This is a genomic window from Candidatus Solirubrobacter pratensis (assembly GCF_000425945.1).
Taxonomy (GTDB): Bacteria; Actinomycetota; Thermoleophilia; order Solirubrobacterales; family Solirubrobacteraceae; genus Solirubrobacter; species Solirubrobacter pratensis.
In genome coordinates this window covers 214,038-232,304 of sequence record NZ_KE384481.1, presented here as the reverse complement: position 1 = coordinate 232,304, position 18,267 = coordinate 214,038, and the positions used below count along the sequence as shown (strand labels likewise).

At 73.4% G+C, this 18,267-nt stretch carries 19 protein-coding genes; 14 read left to right on the top strand and 5 right to left on the bottom strand.

The window, feature by feature from the left end; genetic code table 11:
* The first annotated feature begins 52 nt into the window (after positions 1-52).
* From H958_RS0130630 to H958_RS0130600, 7 genes are read left to right on the top strand one after another with little or no spacing between them, the layout of a single operon-like run.
* The gene (locus tag H958_RS0130630; protein WP_028061451.1) at positions 53-733 is read left to right on the top strand and encodes a response regulator transcription factor; all 681 of its coding nucleotides are present in this window, start codon (positions 53-55) and stop codon (positions 731-733) included.
* Positions 730-2,109: a HAMP domain-containing sensor histidine kinase gene (locus H958_RS0130625; RefSeq protein ID WP_196807644.1), complete on the top strand. Its 1,380-nt coding sequence runs from the start codon at positions 730-732 to the stop codon at positions 2,107-2,109. Before H958_RS0130630 ends, H958_RS0130625 begins: the two co-directional genes overlap by 4 nt.
* Before the next feature lie 37 nt (positions 2,110-2,146).
* Complete coding sequence (locus H958_RS41560; RefSeq protein ID WP_051325032.1) at positions 2,147-2,881, top strand: hypothetical protein; 735 nt, start codon at positions 2,147-2,149, stop codon at positions 2,879-2,881.
* Positions 2,878-3,816 carry an ABC transporter ATP-binding protein gene (locus H958_RS0130615; protein WP_028061449.1) on the top strand — a complete coding sequence of 313 codons (939 nt, stop codon included), beginning with the start codon at positions 2,878-2,880 and terminating at the stop codon, positions 3,814-3,816. Before H958_RS41560 ends, H958_RS0130615 begins: the two co-directional genes overlap by 4 nt.
* Before the next feature lies 1 nt (position 3,817).
* Entirely contained in the window at positions 3,818-4,579 is a 762-nt protein-coding gene (locus H958_RS41555; protein WP_051325031.1) for an ABC transporter permease, read from the top strand.
* 14 nt (positions 4,580-4,593) lie between these two features.
* Positions 4,594-5,151, top strand: a complete 558-nt coding sequence (locus H958_RS0130605) for a hypothetical protein (RefSeq protein ID WP_028061448.1) — start codon at positions 4,594-4,596, stop codon at positions 5,149-5,151.
* A gap of 2 nt (positions 5,152-5,153) precedes the next feature.
* Complete coding sequence (locus H958_RS0130600; protein WP_037412109.1) at positions 5,154-5,729, top strand: hypothetical protein; 576 nt, start codon at positions 5,154-5,156, stop codon at positions 5,727-5,729.
* A 9-nt stretch (positions 5,730-5,738) separates the two neighbouring features.
* Here H958_RS0130600 and H958_RS44410 read toward each other — a convergent pair whose 3' ends face one another.
* Positions 5,739-6,332, bottom strand: a complete 594-nt coding sequence (locus tag H958_RS44410) for a CGNR zinc finger domain-containing protein (RefSeq protein ID WP_051325030.1) — start codon at positions 6,330-6,332, stop codon at positions 5,739-5,741.
* Between the two features lie 32 nt (positions 6,333-6,364).
* Here H958_RS44410 and H958_RS41545 point away from each other — a divergent pair, with 32 nt between their 5' ends.
* From H958_RS41545 to H958_RS41535, 7 genes are all read left to right on the top strand, one after another.
* Positions 6,365-7,072 (top strand): AzlC family ABC transporter permease, encoded by a 708-nt coding sequence (locus tag H958_RS41545; RefSeq protein ID WP_037412107.1) that lies wholly within the window; start codon positions 6,365-6,367, stop codon positions 7,070-7,072.
* Positions 7,069-7,380 carry an AzlD domain-containing protein gene (locus tag H958_RS0130585; protein ID WP_028061446.1) on the top strand — a complete coding sequence of 104 codons (312 nt, stop codon included), beginning with the start codon at positions 7,069-7,071 and terminating at the stop codon, positions 7,378-7,380. The genes H958_RS41545 and H958_RS0130585 overlap by 4 nt, the downstream gene beginning before the upstream one ends.
* A gap of 99 nt (positions 7,381-7,479) precedes the next feature.
* Positions 7,480-9,618, top strand: coding sequence for a carbon starvation CstA family protein (locus H958_RS0130580; RefSeq protein ID WP_028061445.1), 2,139 nt, complete (start codon positions 7,480-7,482; stop codon positions 9,616-9,618).
* Positions 9,615-9,803 (top strand): YbdD/YjiX family protein, encoded by a 189-nt coding sequence (locus H958_RS0130575; protein WP_028061444.1) that lies wholly within the window; start codon positions 9,615-9,617, stop codon positions 9,801-9,803. The genes H958_RS0130580 and H958_RS0130575 overlap by 4 nt, the downstream gene beginning before the upstream one ends.
* Positions 9,797-10,723, top strand: a complete 927-nt coding sequence (gene coaA / locus H958_RS0130570) for a type I pantothenate kinase (RefSeq protein ID WP_037412105.1) — start codon at positions 9,797-9,799, stop codon at positions 10,721-10,723. Before H958_RS0130575 ends, coaA begins: the two co-directional genes overlap by 7 nt.
* A gap of 435 nt (positions 10,724-11,158) precedes the next feature.
* On the top strand, positions 11,159-12,727 hold the full coding sequence (locus tag H958_RS41540; RefSeq protein WP_231379412.1) for a GMC family oxidoreductase: 1,569 nt from the start codon (positions 11,159-11,161) through the stop codon (positions 12,725-12,727).
* Positions 12,728-12,785: 58 nt separating this feature from the next.
* Complete coding sequence (locus H958_RS41535; RefSeq protein ID WP_051325029.1) at positions 12,786-13,436, top strand: MgtC/SapB family protein; 651 nt, start codon at positions 12,786-12,788, stop codon at positions 13,434-13,436.
* On the opposite strand, the gene H958_RS0130555 is transcribed toward H958_RS41535, so the two are convergent.
* The 4 genes from H958_RS0130555 to H958_RS41530 all read right to left on the bottom strand — a co-directional run bounded on the left by H958_RS0130555 (position 13,352) and on the right by H958_RS41530 (position 18,241).
* Positions 13,352-14,740 carry an NCS2 family permease gene (locus tag H958_RS0130555; RefSeq protein WP_028061442.1) on the bottom strand — a complete coding sequence of 463 codons (1,389 nt, stop codon included), beginning with the start codon at positions 14,738-14,740 and terminating at the stop codon, positions 13,352-13,354. The genes H958_RS41535 and H958_RS0130555 overlap by 85 nt on opposite strands.
* A gap of 74 nt (positions 14,741-14,814) precedes the next feature.
* Positions 14,815-15,045 carry a hypothetical protein gene (locus H958_RS47080; protein ID WP_156028419.1) on the bottom strand — a complete coding sequence of 77 codons (231 nt, stop codon included), beginning with the start codon at positions 15,043-15,045 and terminating at the stop codon, positions 14,815-14,817.
* 58 nt (positions 15,046-15,103) lie between these two features.
* The gene (locus H958_RS0130550; protein WP_028061441.1) at positions 15,104-15,403 is read right to left on the bottom strand and encodes a hypothetical protein; all 300 of its coding nucleotides are present in this window, start codon (positions 15,401-15,403) and stop codon (positions 15,104-15,106) included.
* A gap of 1,296 nt (positions 15,404-16,699) precedes the next feature.
* Entirely contained in the window at positions 16,700-18,241 is a 1,542-nt protein-coding gene (locus tag H958_RS41530) for a M1 family metallopeptidase (RefSeq protein WP_037412103.1), read from the bottom strand.
* Positions 18,242-18,267: the final 26 nt, after the last annotated feature.

Genomic DNA, 18,267 nt, shown 5'->3' with positions numbered 1-18,267 from the left:
CCTCCCCAACCTCGCTTCAGCTGGTCCTCAGGTTCGGCGAGATGATTGGCGTGTGCGTGTGCTCGTCGTCGATGACGATCTCCGGATGGCCGCGGCGCTGAGGAGGGGCCTGCGGGCGGAGGGGATCGTCGCGGACGTCGCGCGGGACGGCGATGAGGCGCTGCGGATGGTGCGCGCGGCCGAGTTCGACGCGATCGTGCTGGACGTGATGATGGCCGGCCCCGACGGGTTCGAGACCTGCCGCCGGCTGCGCGCGGACCGGATGTGGGCGCCGATCATCATGCTCACGGCACGCGACTCCGTGTACGACCGCGTGAAGGGGCTCGACCAGGGTGCCGACGACTACCTGACCAAGCCGTTCTCGCTCGCCGAGCTGCTCGCGCGGCTGCGGGCGCTGGCGCGGCGCGGGCCGGTCGAGCGGCCGGTCGTGCTGCAGGTCGGCAAGCTGCGCCTCGATCCCGCGACGCGGCAGGCGTTCCGCGGCGACGCCGAGATCGAGCTGACGGCGCGCGAGTTCACGCTGCTGGAGACGTTCATGCGCCGGCCCGGCCAGGTGCTGACACAGAACCAGCTCCTGGAGGCGGCGTGGGATCTGGCGTACGAGCAGCGCTCGAACGTCGTCGAGGTCTACATGTGGTACCTGCGCCAGAAGATCGACAAGCCGTTCGGCGTGCGCTCCCTGGAGACGGTGCGCGGCGTCGGCTACCGCCTCCGCAAGGACGGCGGCGGGTGAGCCGGCTGCCGATCCGCCTACGGCTGACAGTGGCCTTCGCGCTGGCGACTTTGCTGGTCCTCGCAGGCGCGGGGCTGTTCGTCTACCTGCGGCTGGCCGCCGACCTCAACGAGTCGGTCAACGCGAGCCTGGACGAGCGCGCGAAGGCGCTCGCCGAGGCGACGCGACGCCACGATCTCGCCTCCGGCGGTGCGGCGATCGGGCAGGCGGAGGAGACGTTCGCCCAGGTGCTGACCCTCCGCGGGCGCGTCCTGTTCGCGGCCGGCGGCGTCCGCGGCGCGGCACTGGACGCGGCCGAGCTGCGGTCCGCGCGGCGCAGGGAGCTGCGGCTCGAGCGCCCGGTCGGGGGCGTCGAGGGGAGCACGCGGATCCTCGCTCGCCCGGCGGCGGGGCGGGCGATCGTGGTCGGGCAGTCGCTCGACGACCGCGACAACGCGCTCGGCGGAGTGGTCGCGTCGTTTGCGATCGGCGGCCCGCTGGCGGTCCTGCTCGCGTCCCTGCTCGGCTACGCGCTGGCCACCGCCGGGATCGCGCCGGTGGAGGCGATGCGGCGGCGCGCCGCCGAGGTGTCGCTCGCGCACGACGGCGAGCAGCTCCCGCTCGGGCCTGCGCGCGACGAGATCCGCCGCCTCGGCGAGACGCTCAACGACATGCTCGACCGCCTGCGGGGATCGTTCGAGCGCGAGCGCGGCTTCGTCGCCGACGCGAGCCACGAGCTGCGCACGCCGATCGCCGTCCTGAAGACCGAGCTCGAGGGCGCGTTGCGCACGCGGGACTACGGGCCGGACGTACGCGATGCGCTCGTCGCCGCCGTGGAGGAGTGCGACCACCTCGCGCAGCTCGCCGAGGACCTGCTCGTGATCGCGCGGGCCGACGAGGGGCATCTGCCGGTGCGCCGCGAGGCGCTCCCCGCCGGCTTGGTGCTGGAAGCCGTCCGCGACCGCTTCTGCGACCGTGCGGCCCAGCAGGACCGCCACATCCGCCTGGAGGCGCCCGCGGACCTGTACGTGCACGCCGATCCGCTGCGCGCGCGCCAGGCGCTCGGCAACCTGCTCGACAACGCGCTCCGCCACGGCAGCGGGGACATCGTCCTGCGCGCCCGGCGCGCGGACGGCGGCGTGGAGCTCGAGGTCGCGGACGGCGGCGGCTTCCCGCCCGGCATCGCCGACCGGGCGTTCGAGCGCTTCGCCGCCGGCGACGACGCGCGCGGCGGCCGGCACACCGGGCTCGGGATGTCGATCGTCCGTGCGATCGCCGAGGCCCATGGCGGCGCGGCGACGATCCTGCCGGGGCCTGGTGCGACCGTCCGCGTGTGGCTTCCCGACGCTCCGGACACGATCCCGGCGCGGTCGCCGGGCAACGCGCTGCCCGTATAAGGCAGATCTCAGCTCGGGGCCATACGGTCGCCCCGCGATGCCGTCGCGGCCGTTGATCGTCCCGCTCCTCGCCGCCGTCCTCGCCGCCGCCTGCGGCGACGCGGCGGTCCGGCAGGTCCGGCCGCAGGCCGGCACGGACCCGCTGCCGAAGAACGGCGAGCCGGTGAAGCTCGACCCGGCCGAGTTCACGACCCGGATCGACAACCCGTACTTCCCGATGGCCCCCGGCACCCGCTGGGAGTACCGGGAGGGGAGCACGCACGTCGTCGTCGACGTCACGCACCAGACCCGCAAGGTGGCCGGGATCACCGCGCGCGTCGTCCACGACGTGGACCGCCGCGGCGGCCGGCTCGTCGAGGACACGAAGGACTGGTACGCGCAGGACGCCCACGGCAACGTCTGGTACCTCGGCGAGGACACGAAGGAGTATCGCGACGGCAAGATCCACACGATCGAGGGGTCGTGGGAGGCGGGCGTCAACGGGGCGCAGGCGGGAGTGATCATGCCCGCCCGGCCGCGCGTCGGGATGGACTACCGGCAGGAGTACTACAAGGGCCACGCGGAGGATGCGGCCCGAATTCTCAGCCTCCATCGGAGGGTGAGGGTTCCGGCCGGCCGGTTCACGAACGTGCTCGAGACGCTGGATTACACGCCGCTGGAGCCGCGGGTCGGGGAGCATAAGCACTACGCCAAGGGCATCGGCCCGGTGCTGTCGACCTCGAAGTCCGGCCACGTGAGCGAGGTGCTGGTGCGCTTCAAGGCCGGGTCATGACGGCTGCGATCGAGGCCGACGGCGTCGGCAAGCGCTACGGCTCGCTCGTCGCCTTGGACGGGCTCACATTCTCCGCGCATCCCGGCGAGGTACTCGGGCTGCTCGGCCCCAACGGGGCCGGCAAGACGACGTGCATCCGCGTGCTGACGGCGATCCTGCCCGCGAGCGCCGGACGGTTCGCGGTCGCCGGCGTCCCGGGCGACCGGCCGGAGGAGCTCCGCCGCCGCGTCGGCGTGCTGCCGGAGAACGCGGGATACCCTCGCCGGCAGACCGGCGAGGAGTACCTTCGCTACCACGCGCGCTTGTACGGGCACTCGCGCGCGAGCGCCTGTGCCGTGGCGCGGGAGCTGCTGGCCGGGGTCGGGCTGGCCGGGCGCGCCAGGTGGTCGATCGGCTCGTACAGCCGCGGCATGCGGCAGCGCCTGGGCATCGCTCGGGCGCTGGTCAACGACCCGCGCGTCGTGTTCTTCGACGAGCCGACGCTCGGTCTGGACCCGGCGGGGCAGCGTGACGTGCTCGCGCAGCTGGGCACGCTCGCGAGCGAACGCGGGGTGGCGGTGCTGCTCAGCACGCACCTGCTCGACGAGGTCGAGCAGCACTGCTCGCGCGTGCTGATCCTCAACCGCGGCCGGCTCGTGGCGGACGACACGGTGGCGGAGGTCGCGCGCTGGGCCGCGGCACCGCGCCGCGGCCGCATCGAGGTGGCGCCTGACGATGCACTGGCGGCGGCCGTCCGGCTTGCGTGCTCGCCCGCCGTCGCCCAGGTGCGCCAGGACGACGCGCGCCCGGGCGCGCTGCAGGTCGAGCTCGCGCCCTGGGCGAACGCCAACGAGGTGATCGCCGCCCTCCTCGACGCCGGCGTCCTGCTGCGCGCCTTCGAGCTCGAGGGCGCGCGCCTCAGCGACGCGTTCCTCGCGATGACCAAGGCCGCCTGAGATGGCGGTCGTCGAGCAGGAGCTGCGCGACCTCTGGGCCGGCGCGCGCGGCCTGCTGCTGAGCTTCGGGTTCAGCGTCCTGCTCAGCGCGATCGCGTACCTGACGGCGACGAACACGGACCTGAACTTCCTCGAGCAGCGCGAGGCGGTGAACCTCACCCTCCAGGTGGCGATCGCCGTCGGCGGGCTCTTGACGCTGCTCGTCGCGGCGGACGCGGTCAGCGGCGAGCGCGAGCGCGGGACGCTCGAGAGCCTGCTCCTGACGCCGGTCCCGCGGGCGCGGCTGGTCGCAGGGAAGCTGCTCGCCGCGCTGACCCTGTGGCCCGTGTCGCTGGCGATCGCCGTGCCCTACGTGTGGGTGCTCGGGCGCGGCGCCGGCATCGTCGGTGACGCGGTCGCCATGGGGCTGGCGGCCGGGACGCTCGTGGCGGTCGCGCTCGCGTCGCTCGGCATCGTCGTCAGCGTGTTCGCGGCGTCCAACCGCGTGAGCCTCTCGGTCAGCCTGTTCGCGCTGCTCGCGCTCTACGCGCCGACGCAGCTGCCCGCAGGCGTCGAGCACGGGTGGGCGGGCGAGCTGCTGCTGCGCGTGAACCCGGTCACCGCCGGCGAGCACTACGTGGGCCGGGTCGTGGTCGACGGGCATGCGTGGGGGACCGACGCGGCGTGGCTCGCCTCACCGCTCGCCGCGGCGGTCGCCGGCGTCGCCGCCGCGCTGCTGGTGGGGTCGCGCTTCCTCCGGCTCGAAGGCACCGGGCCGCGATGAGGCGGCGGCGGTTGGTGACCGCGGTCGCGGCCGTCGCGCTCGGTTCGTCCGCTGTCGGCGTCGCGCTTGCGCCGGCCACTGCACGGGCCGCATCCTCGCCGCCGCCCGCGTCCGGGGGCATCGCGGTCAGCGTCGACCGCACGCGGATCTCGGCCGGCCTCGGCGACCACTTCGGGTTCCGCGCGACGGTCGTCAACCGGGGCACGGCTCCCGCGGCGGGGCTGATCGCGCACCTCAACGTGCTGAGCCTCCGCCCGGGCCTGTACGTGGATCCCGAGGACTGGTCGCCGGACCGGACGAAGTACCTCGGCACGCTCCCGCCGGGCGGATCTCGCACGCTCACGTGGCGGCTCCAGGCGGTCGCGCCCGGCCGCCTCGGCATCTATGTCGCGGTGCTGACGGAGCGTGCGGCAGGGGCGGCGCCGCTCACGGCGCCGGCCGTGCATGTGGCGATCGCTCAGCGCCGGACGCTCAACGCCGGCGGAATCGTTCCGGTCGCGCTCGGCGTCCCCGCACTGCTGGGGGCGCTGGCGCTCGCGGCCGGGCTTCGGAGGTCATCCGATCGGAGGTAGTCATGTTGCGCAAGCACCTGTCACCCGCGCTGCTCGTCGCGATCGCCGCTTTAGTGGTCGCGCTCGGCGGAACGTCGTACGCGGTCTCGCGGTTGCCCAAGAACAGCGTGGGGAGCGCGCAGCTGAAGAAGAACGCGGTCACCAGCGCGAAGGTCAAGGCCGGCGCCATCACCGGCGCCAAGCTCGCGCCCGAGAGCTTCACCGGGAGGCAGATCGTCGAGTCGTCGCTCGGCAAGGTCGTGTCGGCCCAGACGGCCGACCGCAGCTTGGCCGCGGACCACGCGGGCGCGACGATCGCGCTGGACCGAGTGATCTTCCGCGGCGCGAACGGGAGCGTCGCGCAGGCGCCCGTCGGGCTGAGCACGGCATCGGATCTGGTCACGGTGGGCTGCGACGCCGGCCAGCTGGCGAGCGGCGGCGGTGTCCGCGTGGACGACCCGGCGCACACGGACATCATCGACAGCTTCCCGAGCGGCGGCGGCCGCACCTGGTCTGCCCAGGTCCGGAACGACGACGAGACGGCCGCGCACACGTTCTCGGTCTTCGCCGTCTGCGTGCCCGCGGGCGCGGCCGGCTGACCGTTGCGCTCAGGAGCTCGCCTCGGCGCGCCTGCGGGCGTACATCGCGCGCATCTTCGCGCGGCTCCCGCACGTCGCCATCGAGCACCAGCGCTGCCGTCCGCTCGTGTTGAGGAACAGCCAGCCGCAGTCGCGGCCGGGGCAGACGTGCACGCGGACGAGGCGCGGGGCGTCGGCGAGCAGCGCGATCGCGTCGGCGACGACGGCGAAGCGGACCTTGCGCGGGTCGTCGTCGGGCCAGTCGAGGACGTAGGCGCCGTCGCCGCGCGGGGTGAGCCGCGCGGCGGCGGCCGCCTCGGCGTACGTGCGCGTCAGGAGATCGACGGCCGCGCCCGGTGGCGCATCTCCGTGGGCGGCGGCGATCAGCACGCCGCGGAGCGCGGGGCGAAGCTCCCGCGCCGCGGCGAGCTCGGCCGCGATCGCGCCGTCGCGCCCCGACCCGGCGGCGATCAGCCCGACGCGGCGTCCCCAGCGGACCAGCGAGTCGGACTCCAGCAGCGCGTCCTCCACCTCGATCGACTCGTTCTCCGCGGTCCAGTCCGTGCTGTTCGCGAAGTCGAGGCAGAGCGCCCCGCCCATCAGCTTGATCGTCTCGGGTTGCATATCCTTACCCCTTGGATATTCTAACCGGTAAGGTGCATGATGCAAGCCGAATCCGTGAGGGCGTCCGTGCGGGCGCGCCGCTGATCCTCCCGACGTTCGCCGTCGGCATCGCATTCGGCGTGCTCGCCCAGCCCGTGATGGGCTCCGTCGCCCCCGTCGTGATGTCGCTGGTCGTCTTCTCCGGCGCCGCCCAGTTCGCGTCCGTGACCGTGCTGGCGGCGGGCGGCGGCGCGGTCGCGGCGATCGCGGCCGGGATGCTGATGAACGCGCGCTGGCTCCCGATGGGCTTCGCGATCGGCCCGTTCCTCTCGCGCCGCCCGGTTGCCCGCGCCGCGCAGGCGCAGGCGCTCGTCGACGCATCGTTCGCGCTGTCCAGCCGCGGCGACGGCTCGTATGACCGCGGCATCCTGCTCGGCGCCACGGCGGCGCAGTTCCTCGCCTGGTCCGGGGGCACGCTCGCGGGCGTCGTCGGCGGCGACGCGCTGGCCGACCCCTCGGCGCTGGGTCTGGACGCGATCTTCCCCGCCTTCTTCCTCGTCCTGCTGGTCGAGGAGGCGCGCGGTCGCGGCCCGCTCACCGCCGCGCTGCTCGGCGCTGCGATCGCGGTCGCGCTGATGCCGTTCGCGCCGCCCGGCGTCCCGGTCCTCGCCGCGTCGGCCGCCGCGCTGATCGGCCTGCGTGGCGGGGCGAAGGCGACCGCCGCCCGCGCGCGCACGCCCGCCGCGGAGCACACGTCGTGACCGCCGCCTGGGTCACGATCGGCGTCCTCTTCGTCGGCACCGCCCTCTCCAAGGCCGCCGGCCCGCTGACCATCGGCGGGAAAGCCCCTGGCGGGCGAGCCATGAGCGTCACCAAGCTCGTCGCGCCCGCGATCCTCGCCGGGCTGGTCGTGTACGAGACGCTCAGCGCCGGAGGCGACGGCATGCGGCTCGACGCCCGCCTGGCCGGCCTCGCCGCGGCCGCGTTGGGGATCTCCGCACGCCTGCCGATGATCGTCATCGTGCTCCTCGCCGCCGGCGCCACCGCGCTCGCGCGGGCGCTCTCCTGACGCCGCCGACACCACGCTGACGCGGGCGCTCGCCTGAGGTTTCACCTCCCACCCACTCGGGGAGGCAATTCCTGCTCAGGTCGCAGAGGAGGAGAGACTGTGAACAAGTCGCCGGCGCGCACGCGCTCGATCGTGATCTGGACCGCGGTGGCCGCGGTGGGGGCCGTGGCTTGGGGCGTGATCGCCCTCGTGCGCGGGGAGCAGATCTCCGCGGCATGGCTGATCGCCGCCGCGCTCGGGTCCTACGCCATCGCCTACCGCTTCTATGCGCGCTTCATCGCGCGCACGGTGCTCGGCATCGACGACCGGCGCGCCACGCCCGCCGAGCGGCTGGACAACGACGTCGACTACCAGCCGACCGACCGTCGCGTCCTGTTCGGCCACCACTTCGCCGCGATCGCCGGGGCCGGCCCGCTCGTCGGCCCGGTGCTGGCGGCTCAGATGGGCTATCTGCCGGGCACGATCTGGATCATCGTCGGCGTCATCTTCGCCGGCGCCGTGCAGGACATGGTGACGCTGTTCTTCTCGATGCGGCGCGACGGCAAGAGCCTCGGGCAGATGGCGCGCGAGGAGATCGGGCCGGTCGGCGGCGCCGCCGCGCTGATCGCCGTGCTGGCGATCATGGTCATCCTGCTGGCGGTCCTCGCGCTGGTCGTCGTCAACGCGCTCGCGAACTCACCGTGGGGGACCTTCTCGATCGCGATGACGATCCCGATCGCGCTCCTGATGGGCTTCTACCTGCGCGTGCTGCGGCCGGGGCGGGTGCTCGAGACGACCGCGATCGGCGTGGCGCTCCTACTGGCGGCGATCGTGCTCGGCAAGGTCGTCGCGGACTCCGGCCTTGCCGACACCTTCACCCTGTCGCCGAAGGCGCTCACGCTGTGCCTGGTCGTCTACGGCTTCGTGGCGAGCGTGCTGCCGGTGTGGATGCTGCTCGCCCCGCGCGACTACCTGTCGACGTTCATGAAGATCGGGACGATCTGCCTGCTCGCCGTCGGCATCCTGGTGACGCTGCCGGTGATGCAGAACGAGCCGGTGACCAAGTTCGCCCACAACGGCGCGGGGCCGGTGTTCGCCGGCAGCCTGTTCCCGTTCGTCTTCATCACGATCGCCTGCGGCGCGCTGTCGGGCTTCCACTCGCTGATCGCCTCCGGCACCACGCCGAAGCTGATCGAGAAGGAGTCGCAGGTCCGCTTCATCGGTTACGGCGCGATGCTGATGGAGTCCTTCGTGGCCGTGATGGCGATCATCGCCGCCTCGATCATCGACCCGGGCCTCTATTACGCGATGAACGCGCCCGCCGCGGTCGTGGGGGACACGGTGCGGTCGGCGTCGCAGGCGGTCAACGGGCTCGGCTTCGCGATCAGCCCGGCCGAGCTGCAGAGCGCGGCCCGCGCGGTCGACGAGCAGACGCTGGTCGCCCGCACCGGCGGCGCGCCGACGCTCGCGGTCGGCATGTCGCAGATCTTCTCCGGCGCGACGGGGAACGGCCTGAAGGCCTTCTGGTACCACTTCGCGATCATGTTCGAGGCCCTGTTCATCCTCACGACGGTGGACGCGGGCACGCGGGTCGGGCGCTTCATGCTCCAGGACACGATCGGCAACGTGTGGAAGCCGTTCAAGCAGGTGAGCTGGAAGCCGGGCGTGTGGAGCTGCAGCGCGGTGATCGTCGCCGCCTGGGGCTACTTCCTCTACGCCGGCGTGACCAACCCGCTCGGCGGGATCAACCAGCTGTTCCCGCTGTTCGGCATCGCCAACCAGCTGCTCGCGGCGGTCGCGCTGACGATCTGCACGACGCTGCTGATCAAGCACGGCAAGCTCAAGTGGGCGTGGGTGACGGGCCTCCCGCTCGCGTGGGACGCGGCGGTGACGCTGACCGCGAGCTGGCAGAAGGTGTTCAGCGACAATCCGAAGCTCGGCTTCTTCGCCCAGCGGACCAAGTTCGCCGACGCGATCGACGCCGGCAAGGTGCTGCCGCCGGCCAAGAGCATGGACGACATGCACGCGGTGGTCACCAACTCGATGGTCGACGGCGTGCTGTCGGCCCTGTTCGCCATCCTGATCGTCGTGGTGATCCTCGACGCCATGCGCATCTGGGTCCGCGCCGTCCGCGCGGGCTCGCTGCCGACGACCGAGGTCCCGCCCGTCGAGTCGCACCTGCACGCGCCGTCCGGGCTCTTCCCCGACCGCTCCGGCCGCTTCGACCGCACGGAGGAGCCGGTGGGGGCGGCGCGATGACGGTCCGCCGCGCGCTCGCCGGAGTCCGCTGGTACCTGCGCGAGGTCTCCGGCGAGAGCGCGTACGACCGCTACGTCGAGCATGCGCGGCGCGAGCACCCGGGGCAGCCGGTGATGTCGCGGCGCGACTTCGAGCGCCGTCGCCAGGACGCCCGCGAGTCGCGCACGCAGGCACGCTGTTGCTGAACGGCCGCCCGGCGACCCCGTTCACCGCGATCGAGCGGGACCGCTGGAAGGAGCTCGGCGGCGACGGCGCGGCGCTCGGCTACGACGAGCTCGCCGGGCTCAGCGGGCTCGGCGAGCCGGTCGCGCTGGCCGAGATGTCGGAGGTCTACGTCCCGCTCGCCCGGCTGCTCGTCCTGCGCGTGGAGGCGCGGCGCCGGTTCTCCGCCGCGCAGAGCGAGTTCCTGGGCGAGCCGCCCGACCGCGTGCCGTTCCTGATCGCCCTCGCCGGCAGCGTGGCCGTCGGCAAGAGCACGGCGGCGCGGCTCGTCCTCGCGCTGATGCGCGGGATGCGGCCGGACTGGCGCGTGGAGCTCGTCACCACCGACGGCTTCCTGCTGCCCAACGCCACGCTCGTCGAGCGCGGGATCCTGCAGCGCAAGGGCTTCCCGGAGAGCTACGACCGGCGCGCGCTGCTGCGCTTCGTCGCCGCCCTCAAGAGCGGCGTCGACGAGGTCAGCGCGCCGGTCTACTCGCATCTGACCTACGACATCGTGCCCGAGGAGTCGCAGCGGGTCGTGCGCCCGGACGTCGTCGTGCTCGAGGGCGTCAACGTGCTCCAGCGCGGCGCGGGCCGCGTCTACGTCTCGGACTTCGTCGACTTCGCGCTCTACCTCGACGCCGACGAGACGGACGTGCGCCGCTGGTACCTCGAGCGCTTCCTCAAGCTCCGCAACGGCGCCTTCCAGCGCCCCGAGTCCTACTTCCACCGCTACGCGAGCCTGTCCGACCAGGAGGCGATCGCGACCGCGGACGCGATCTGGAACCGCACCAACCATCCGAACCTCGTGCAGAACATCGGCCCCTCGCGCCCGCGCGCGGACCTGATCCTCGAGAAGGGGCCGGACCACTTCGTGCGCCGCCTGCACCTGCGCAGGGCTTGAGGTCACGCAGCGTGGGCACGGTGAATTAGAGTTTCGCCCTCCGGTCGCCGGCTCGGCATCACCCTCCGGGACCGGCGGGCTCAACCTCCGATGAACATGGCATTTCGCCCTCCGGTCGCCGGCCTTCGCCGCTCGGCGTCACCCTCCGCGACCGGCGGGCCGTCGACCTCCGGTGAAATGGCATTTCGCCCTCCGGTCGCCGGCCTTCGCGGCTCGGCGTCACCCTCCGGGACCGGCGGGCCGTCGACCTCCGGTGAAATGGCATTTCGCCCTCCGGTCGCCGGCCTTCGCGGCTCGGCGTCACCCTCCGGGACCGGCGGGCCGTCGACCTCCGGTGAAATGGCATTTCGCCCTCCGGTCGCCGGCCTTCGCGGCTCGGCATCACCCTCCGGGACCGGCGGGCCGTCGACCTCCGCGCGACGTTACGACTGGCTGGTGATCGGCTCCGGCTTCGGCGGCAGCGTGAGCGCGCTGCGGCTGGCGCAGAAGGGCTACTCGGTCGGCCTGCTCGAGGCGGGGCGCCGCTTCGCGGACGACGAGCTGCCGAAGTCGGCGTGGGACGCGCGGCGCTACTGGTATGCCCCGCGCCTCGGCCTGCGCGGCATCTTCCGGCTGACGATCTTCAAGGACGTCGCGATCGTGAGCGGCGCGGGGGTCGGCGGCGGCTCGCTCGTGTACGCGAACACGCTCTACCGTGCGCCGGCGCGCTTCTACGAGGACCGGCAGTGGCGCGACCTCGGGGACTGGCAGGTCGCGCTCGCGCCGCACTACGACGAGGCGGAGCGGATGCTCGGCGTCGTCGCGTACGACCAGGACGACCCCGCGGACGACCACCTGCGCGCGTATGCGCATGAGATCGGCGTGCCGGACACCTATGCGAAGACGCGCGTCGGCGTGTTCCTCGGCGAGCCCGGCGTCACGGTCGCGGACCCGTACTTCGGCGGCGCCGGGCCGGACCGCACTGGCTGCACGCGCTGCGGGCGCTGCATGGTCGGCTGCCCCGTCGGGGCCAAGAACACGCTCGTGAAGAACTACCTGTGGTTCGCCGAGCGCGCCGGCGCGCGCATCCTGCCCGAGCGCACGGTGGTCGACATCCGGCCGCTCTGGGCGCCGGACGGCTCCGACGGCTACGCGGTGACGACAGAGCGCTCCGGCGCGTGGCTGCGCCGCGACCGCCGGACACACACCGCCCGCGGCGTCGTGGTCGCCGCGGGAGCGCTCGGCACCAACCGGCTCCTGCAGGCGTGCCGGCTCAACGGCTCGCTCCCACGCCTGTCCGCCCGCCTCGGTGAGCTCGTGCGCACGAACTCGGAGGCGATCCTCGCGGTCACGCTCCCGCCCGGGAGCGAGGACATCACGCGCCGGATCGCGATCACGGGCTCGATCTACCCCGACCCGGACACCCACATCGAGACGTGCGTCTACGGCGACGCCGGCGACGGCGTCTCGGCGCTCTTCACGCTGCTGACCGGCGGCGGGACGCGCGTCACGCGCCCGCTCAAGCTGCTCGCCGCCGCGCTTCGCCACCCGGGACTGCTCGCGCGCACGCTCAACCCGTTCGGCTGGTCGCAGCGCACGATCATCGTGCTCGTGATGCAGTCGCTCGACAACGCGATCGCGCTGCGCGCGAGGCGCGGCCGCGGCGGCCGCGTCCGGCTCGCGACCGAGCAGGATCGCGAGCGCCCGAACCCGACCTTCATCCCCGTCGCCAACCGCTTCGCCGAGTGGCTGGCGGAGCGCACGGGCGGCATCGCCCAGAGCTCGATCATGGAGGCGGCCGCGAACATCCCCTCGACCGCCCACATCCTCGGCGGCGCGGTGATCGGCGCCGATCCGTCGCAGGGCGTCGTCGACGCCCGCCAGCGCGCGTTCGGCTACGAGAACCTGCTCGTCTGCGACGGCGCGGCGGTCCCGGCCAACGTGGGCGTCAACCCGAGCCTCACGATCGCCGCGCTGGCCGAGCACGCGATGAGTCACGTGCCCGCCCGCCTTCACGAGATCTGAAGGCCACGCCGGCGGATCTGCACGCGGCCTTAGCGCCGCGCGGCCCATCCTGCGCGCCATGACCATCTCCTACCTCGATCTCGCGCTTCGCTTGACGCTCGTCGTTCTGCTGTGCGGGGCGGTGGGGCTGGAACGGGAGGCGCGCGATCAGCCGGCCGGCGTGCGCACGCACGTGCTGGTCGGCATGGGCGCCGCCGTCTTCACGCTGACCTCCGTCTACGGCTTCAGCGGCATGCACGGCGTCGCGCCGATCGATCCCACACGCGTCGCCGCCCAGGTCGTGACCGGCGTCGGGTTCCTCGGCGCGGGCGCGATCATCCACAACGGGATGGCGGTGCGCGGCCTGACCACGGCGGCCGCGGTCTGGATCTCCGCCGCGATCGGCATGGCGACCGCCGTCGGGTTCTACGCGCTGGCACTCACCGGCACCGCCGTCGTCCTGATCGCGCTGCTCGTGTTCCGCCACGTCCGCAGCGCGCTGCTGACGCGCATCCGGCACGATCGCCTGCTGCTCGAGGTCCGCGTCGCGCCCGGCACCGACTGCGACGCGCTGGTCCGCGAGGTCGAGGCGCACGGCGCGCCCGTCATGGTGCGGCAGATGCCCCGTAGCAGCACGCGGGTGATTCAGAACACGTGCGCCTCGAGCCAGTTGGAGGCGAAGAACGCCAGGAACAGCGGGACGAGCGCCCACATCAGCGGGTGGACCTGACGGGCGCGATTCGTGGCGGCCATCACCGCCACGTAGGCCAGCACGCCGAGACCGATGCCGGCGCTGATCGAGAACGTCAGCGGGACGCCGGCGATCACGAAGAACGTCGGGATCCCGGCCTCGGGGCGCGACCAGTCGATCTCGGCGACGAGCCGCAGCATCAGATAGCCGACCATGATCAGGGCGGGCGCGACGGCGGGATGGATCGTCGCGTCGCCGACCTGCACGCCCTGGGCGACGACGGCGATCAGCGGCACGAAGAAGATCGTGAGCAGGAACAGGGCGGCGGTCACGAGGCTCGCGAGGCCTGTGCGCGCGCCCTCGGACACGCCGGCGCCCGACTCGACGTAGGTCGTCACGCTGGAGACGCCCATCGCGCCGCCGCCTGCGGCCGCGGCGGAGTCGACCAGCAGCAGCCGCTTGAGCTTAGGCACCTGGCCGTTCTCGTCCAGCATCCCGCCCGCGCTGGAGACGGCGACGGCGGTGCCCACGGTGTCGAAGAAGTCGCTCATGAAGAGGACGAAGATCACCGGCACGAGCGCCCAGGTGAGCGCGTCGGCGAGGTTGCTCGGGTCCAGCGCGTCGCCGATCGTCGAGAACGAGCCGGACTTGGGGATCTCCGCGATCTTGTCCGGGCCGTCGAGGACGCCGAAGATCAGGCCCAGCGCCGTCGCGGTGAAGATCCCGATCAGGATCGCTCCTCTGGCCCTGCGCGCCGTCAGGACGATCGTGACGAGCAGGCCGCCGAGCGCGATCATCGGCGGCCCGCCGGTGAGCACGCCGAGGCCGATCCCGGTCGCCTCGTTGTTGACCGTGATGCCGGCGTCGCGGAAGCCGACGAGCGCGATGAACAGGCCGATGCCGACGCCGATCGAGAGCTTGATCTCGTGCGGGATCGCGCGCATGATCGCCTCGCGCAGGCCGGCGAGCACGAGCACCACCGCGACCAGGCCCTCGATCACGACGCACGACATGGCGACCGGCCACGCGAGCTTGCGGCCGAGGACCAGGTCGAAGGCGACGACCGCGTTGAGGCCGAGCCCGGAGGCGAGCGCGAACGGCAGGTTCGTGGCGAGCCCCATGATCGCCGTGAAGACGGCCGCGGCGAGCGCGGTCGCCACCGTCACGGCGCCTGACGGCAGCCCGGCGGCCGACAGGATCGCCGGGTTCACGAAGACGATGTAGGCCATCGTCAGGAAGGTCACGACGCCGCCCAGGACCTCTGTCCGGACCGTCGAACCACGCTCGCTGATCTTGAACCGGCGCTCGAGGAACGGGCTCGATGCCGACGTGGTGGTCGCCATGGCCGAACGCTAGCGCGCATTCCGGCGGACGCGATCGACCGGCGGGCGGGTGGCTTCGCCCGCCGGCCGGGCGTTCAGCGCCGCGCGATCGCGGCGAGGATGTCGCCCATGCCGCCGCCCGTCGGCGTCTGCATCCAGGCGACCGCTGCGGTGCCGTCGGCCGCCGGCGCGGGCGTCGCCGCGAGCGCCTCCTGGGCGGGTCCGAGAGCGTCGCCGGGGCGCTGCAGGCGCCGTCCGCGTAGCGGGCGAGCTGGGCGGTCGCGAACAGGCCCTGCTTGTCCGGCCGCGGGTGCTCGAGCGCCCACGCCAAGGCCGCGGTGCCGCCGGCGCCGGACGTCAGCTCGGCCGGCCAGGCGAAGTCCGTCACCTCGCCCACGCGCACGGGTGCGCCGAAGCTCGCGCCCGGCCCGGCGTGCGCCGCGAGCACCTGCTCGCCGCCCACCCGGCGAGGAAGCCGTCGGACAGCGCGGTCACGGCCGGCGGCTCGAGCTCGGCGGGCTGGATGCCGCCGGGAGAGCCGAGCGGCTGCGCGGGGGAGGCGCTGCCGTCGGGCGCGAGCCCGTCGCCGCCGGCGGAGAGCACGTCGGCGTGAGCCGCGGCGGTGGGGAGGAGGAGCACCGCGCCGGACAGCAGCGCGGCGGAGAGGGACCGGCGAAGCGTCATCGGCCGAGCCAACCGCCACGCCCACCCGTCCGCCGAGGGTGTACGCGCGGGTACACCCGCTGCGCGCGCGCACCGCGGGCTCGCGCGCGAGCCCCGGCGGGCGGCGGGGCTTCGCGCCGGCCGCGGCTGCGGGCCGTCTCCGCGACGCGCCGGCACGGCTCTCGGTGCGCCCACGCCAGCGAGACCCCGCGGAGCCGCGATCGCTGCCCTAAAGACCTCTGAGGCATTTAGGTTGGGAGGCTCTCCGGCCGCCGGCGCGGTGAGTCGCGTGACGCCCGCCTGGCGGCTACAGGCGGCCTCGCGATGCCGCTTCGCCGCGCTCGTTGCGCCGCCGCGGGGGCCGCCGCAGGCGCTCTCCGCGACGCCGCCGGCCCGGTCTCACCGCGCGGCCGCCTGTGGAAGCCGCCCGCGGCTAGGCGCCTCGCGCTCGCGGCGTGACCCTCACCGGCGGCGCGGACGGTGCGCGCGAACGGCTCGCCAGGGATCGGAACTGCGCTGGTGAGGGGGAGCCGGTCCAACCCGGTCCGTTGGGGACGCGCAGGGGCTTCGCGCGAGCGCGTTCGATCAAAGATTGCGCGCGATTCGACCACGATCGATCGCGAAGGACCGAATCCGTCGGGGGGTGTGTCGCGTTTGTCAACGCATACTTGACAAACGTGACGCACCCCCTCGAGCGGGTGATCGTTTTGGCGCGCGGGCGCTCACTCGCCGGCGGGGCGGAGAGAGGTCGCGCGCAGATGGCGCGGGACCGCGGGCTGCGGGAGAGATCGCGCGCGCAGGTGGCGCGGGATCGCGGCCGCGACGAGAGATCGCGGGCGGGGTGCCGCGGGACCGCGGCGGCGACGAGAGGTCGCGGGCGGGGGGTGGCGCGGGATCGCGGCGGCGGCGGAGAGATCGCGGACGGGGTGGTGCGGGACGCCGGCGATGAGAGGTCGCGCGCGCAGGTGGCGCGGGACCGCGGCGGCGGCGGAGAGAGGTCACGGGCGGGGTCGCGGCGACGAGAGATCGCGCCCCGGGGCGCGGGACCGCGGCTAGCGGAGAGAGATCGCGGGCGGGGTGCCGCGGGACCGCGGTGGCGGGAGATAGATCGCGGGCGGGGTGGCGCGGGACCGCGGCGGCGGAGAGAGATCGCGGGCCGGGTGGCGCGGGACCGCGGCGGCGGGAGAGAGATCGCGGGCGGGTGGGCGGCGGGACCGCGGCGGCAAACGAGACGCGGGCGCGGAGCCGCGGCAAACGAGCGCCGCGCAAAGGGCCCGCCGGCCCGCCGCCCGGACCGGCGGCGGGCCGTGATCAGGCCTACTTCAGCCTCGGGTGCCTCGGCGACAGCGGCGCCGACAGCGCGGTCGGCGCGGGCGCCGGCGCCGCGACCGGGTCCACCGTCCAGTCGGGATGGCCCGGCATCGGCGGCGTCTTGGTCCCGTAGAGCCAGTCGCGCAGGAAGCCCGTCAGGTCGCGACCCGACACCTGCGACGCCAGGGCGATGAAGTCGTCAGTGCTCGCGGAGCGGCCCTCGTAGCGCTGCAGCCACGCGCGCTCGATCCGCTGGAACGTCGCCGCGCCGACGACCTGCCGGAGCGCGTAGAGCACGAGCGCGCCGCCGTGGTAGACCTGGAAGCTGAAGAGCGTGTCGGCGCTCTTGGGCGCGGCCACCGGCCCGTCGTCCGCGCGCCACTGGTCCCCGTGCGCGTAGACCGCGCGCATCAGGTCGTCGACGCTGGCGTAGCCGGTGTCGTCGGGGTAGCCCTCCGTGTCGTCGGCGAGCTCGCCCTTCTCCTCCGCGTAGAGGAACTCGTACCAGCTCGCGTGGCCCTCGTTGAGCCACAGGTCGCTCCAGGAGTACGGGGCGACGCTGTCGCCGAACCACATGTGCGACATCTCGTGCAAGAGCGTCGGCTCCCACACGCCCTGCGAGTAGTCGTCGAACCAGGACGTGTCGATCAGCTCGAGCGTCTGCGTCTCGAGCGCGAACCCGAGGTCGGCCTCGACGACGAGCGAGCCGTAGGTGTCGAATGGGTACGACCCGACGCGGGCCTGCATCCAGTCGATCTGCGCCGGCGTCACATCGAGCAGCGGGTTGATGCGGGCCGTAATCGGCTTCGCGGTGACGTCGCGCAGGAACACGCCTGAGTGGACGCCGAGGTTCGTCACGTCGTACTGGCCGACGGCGAGCTGAATCAGCTCGGTCGCCATCGGCTGGCGCTGGACGTAGATGAAGTGCGCGCGCCCGCGGTCGGTCCACTTCGCCGCGAGCACGCCGTTGGCGACCGCGGTCTGCCCGGCCGGCACGTCGAAGCGGATGTCGAACGTCGCCTTGTCGCGCGGATGGTCGTTGGACGGCAGGAAGTAGTGCGCCCAGTTCGGCTGCCCCGCGGTGGCGGAGCCGGCGGAGTGGACGAAGAACGCCTCGGTCGCCCCGTCGGCCGGATCCGGCTCGGTCGGCACGGCGGTGTAGTTCGCGACGGTGACGAGGAACCTCGCGCCGGCGCGCAGCGGCTTGCGCGGCGTGATCACGATGTCCTCGCCGTCGCGCCGCCACGCGGCGGGCTTCCCGTCCACGGCCACGCTGCCGACGCTCTGGCCGGCGAAGTCGAGATCGAAGCTCGACAGCGACTGGCTCGCCCGCGCGAGCATCGTCACGGTGCCGTCGACCGCTTGCGACGGGGCGCTCGTCGCGTAACGCAGGTCGAGGTCGTAGTGCAGCGCGTCGTAGCCCCCGTTGCCGAGCTGGGGGAACAGACGGTCGCCGAGGCCGGCGGCCCCGGGAGACGGCGAAGCGGCGCGAGCCGGCGCGGCGAGGATCGCCAGCACCGCGAGCGCGAGCACGAATGGACGTCGCATCGCACCAAATTACGCCTGTAGCGCAT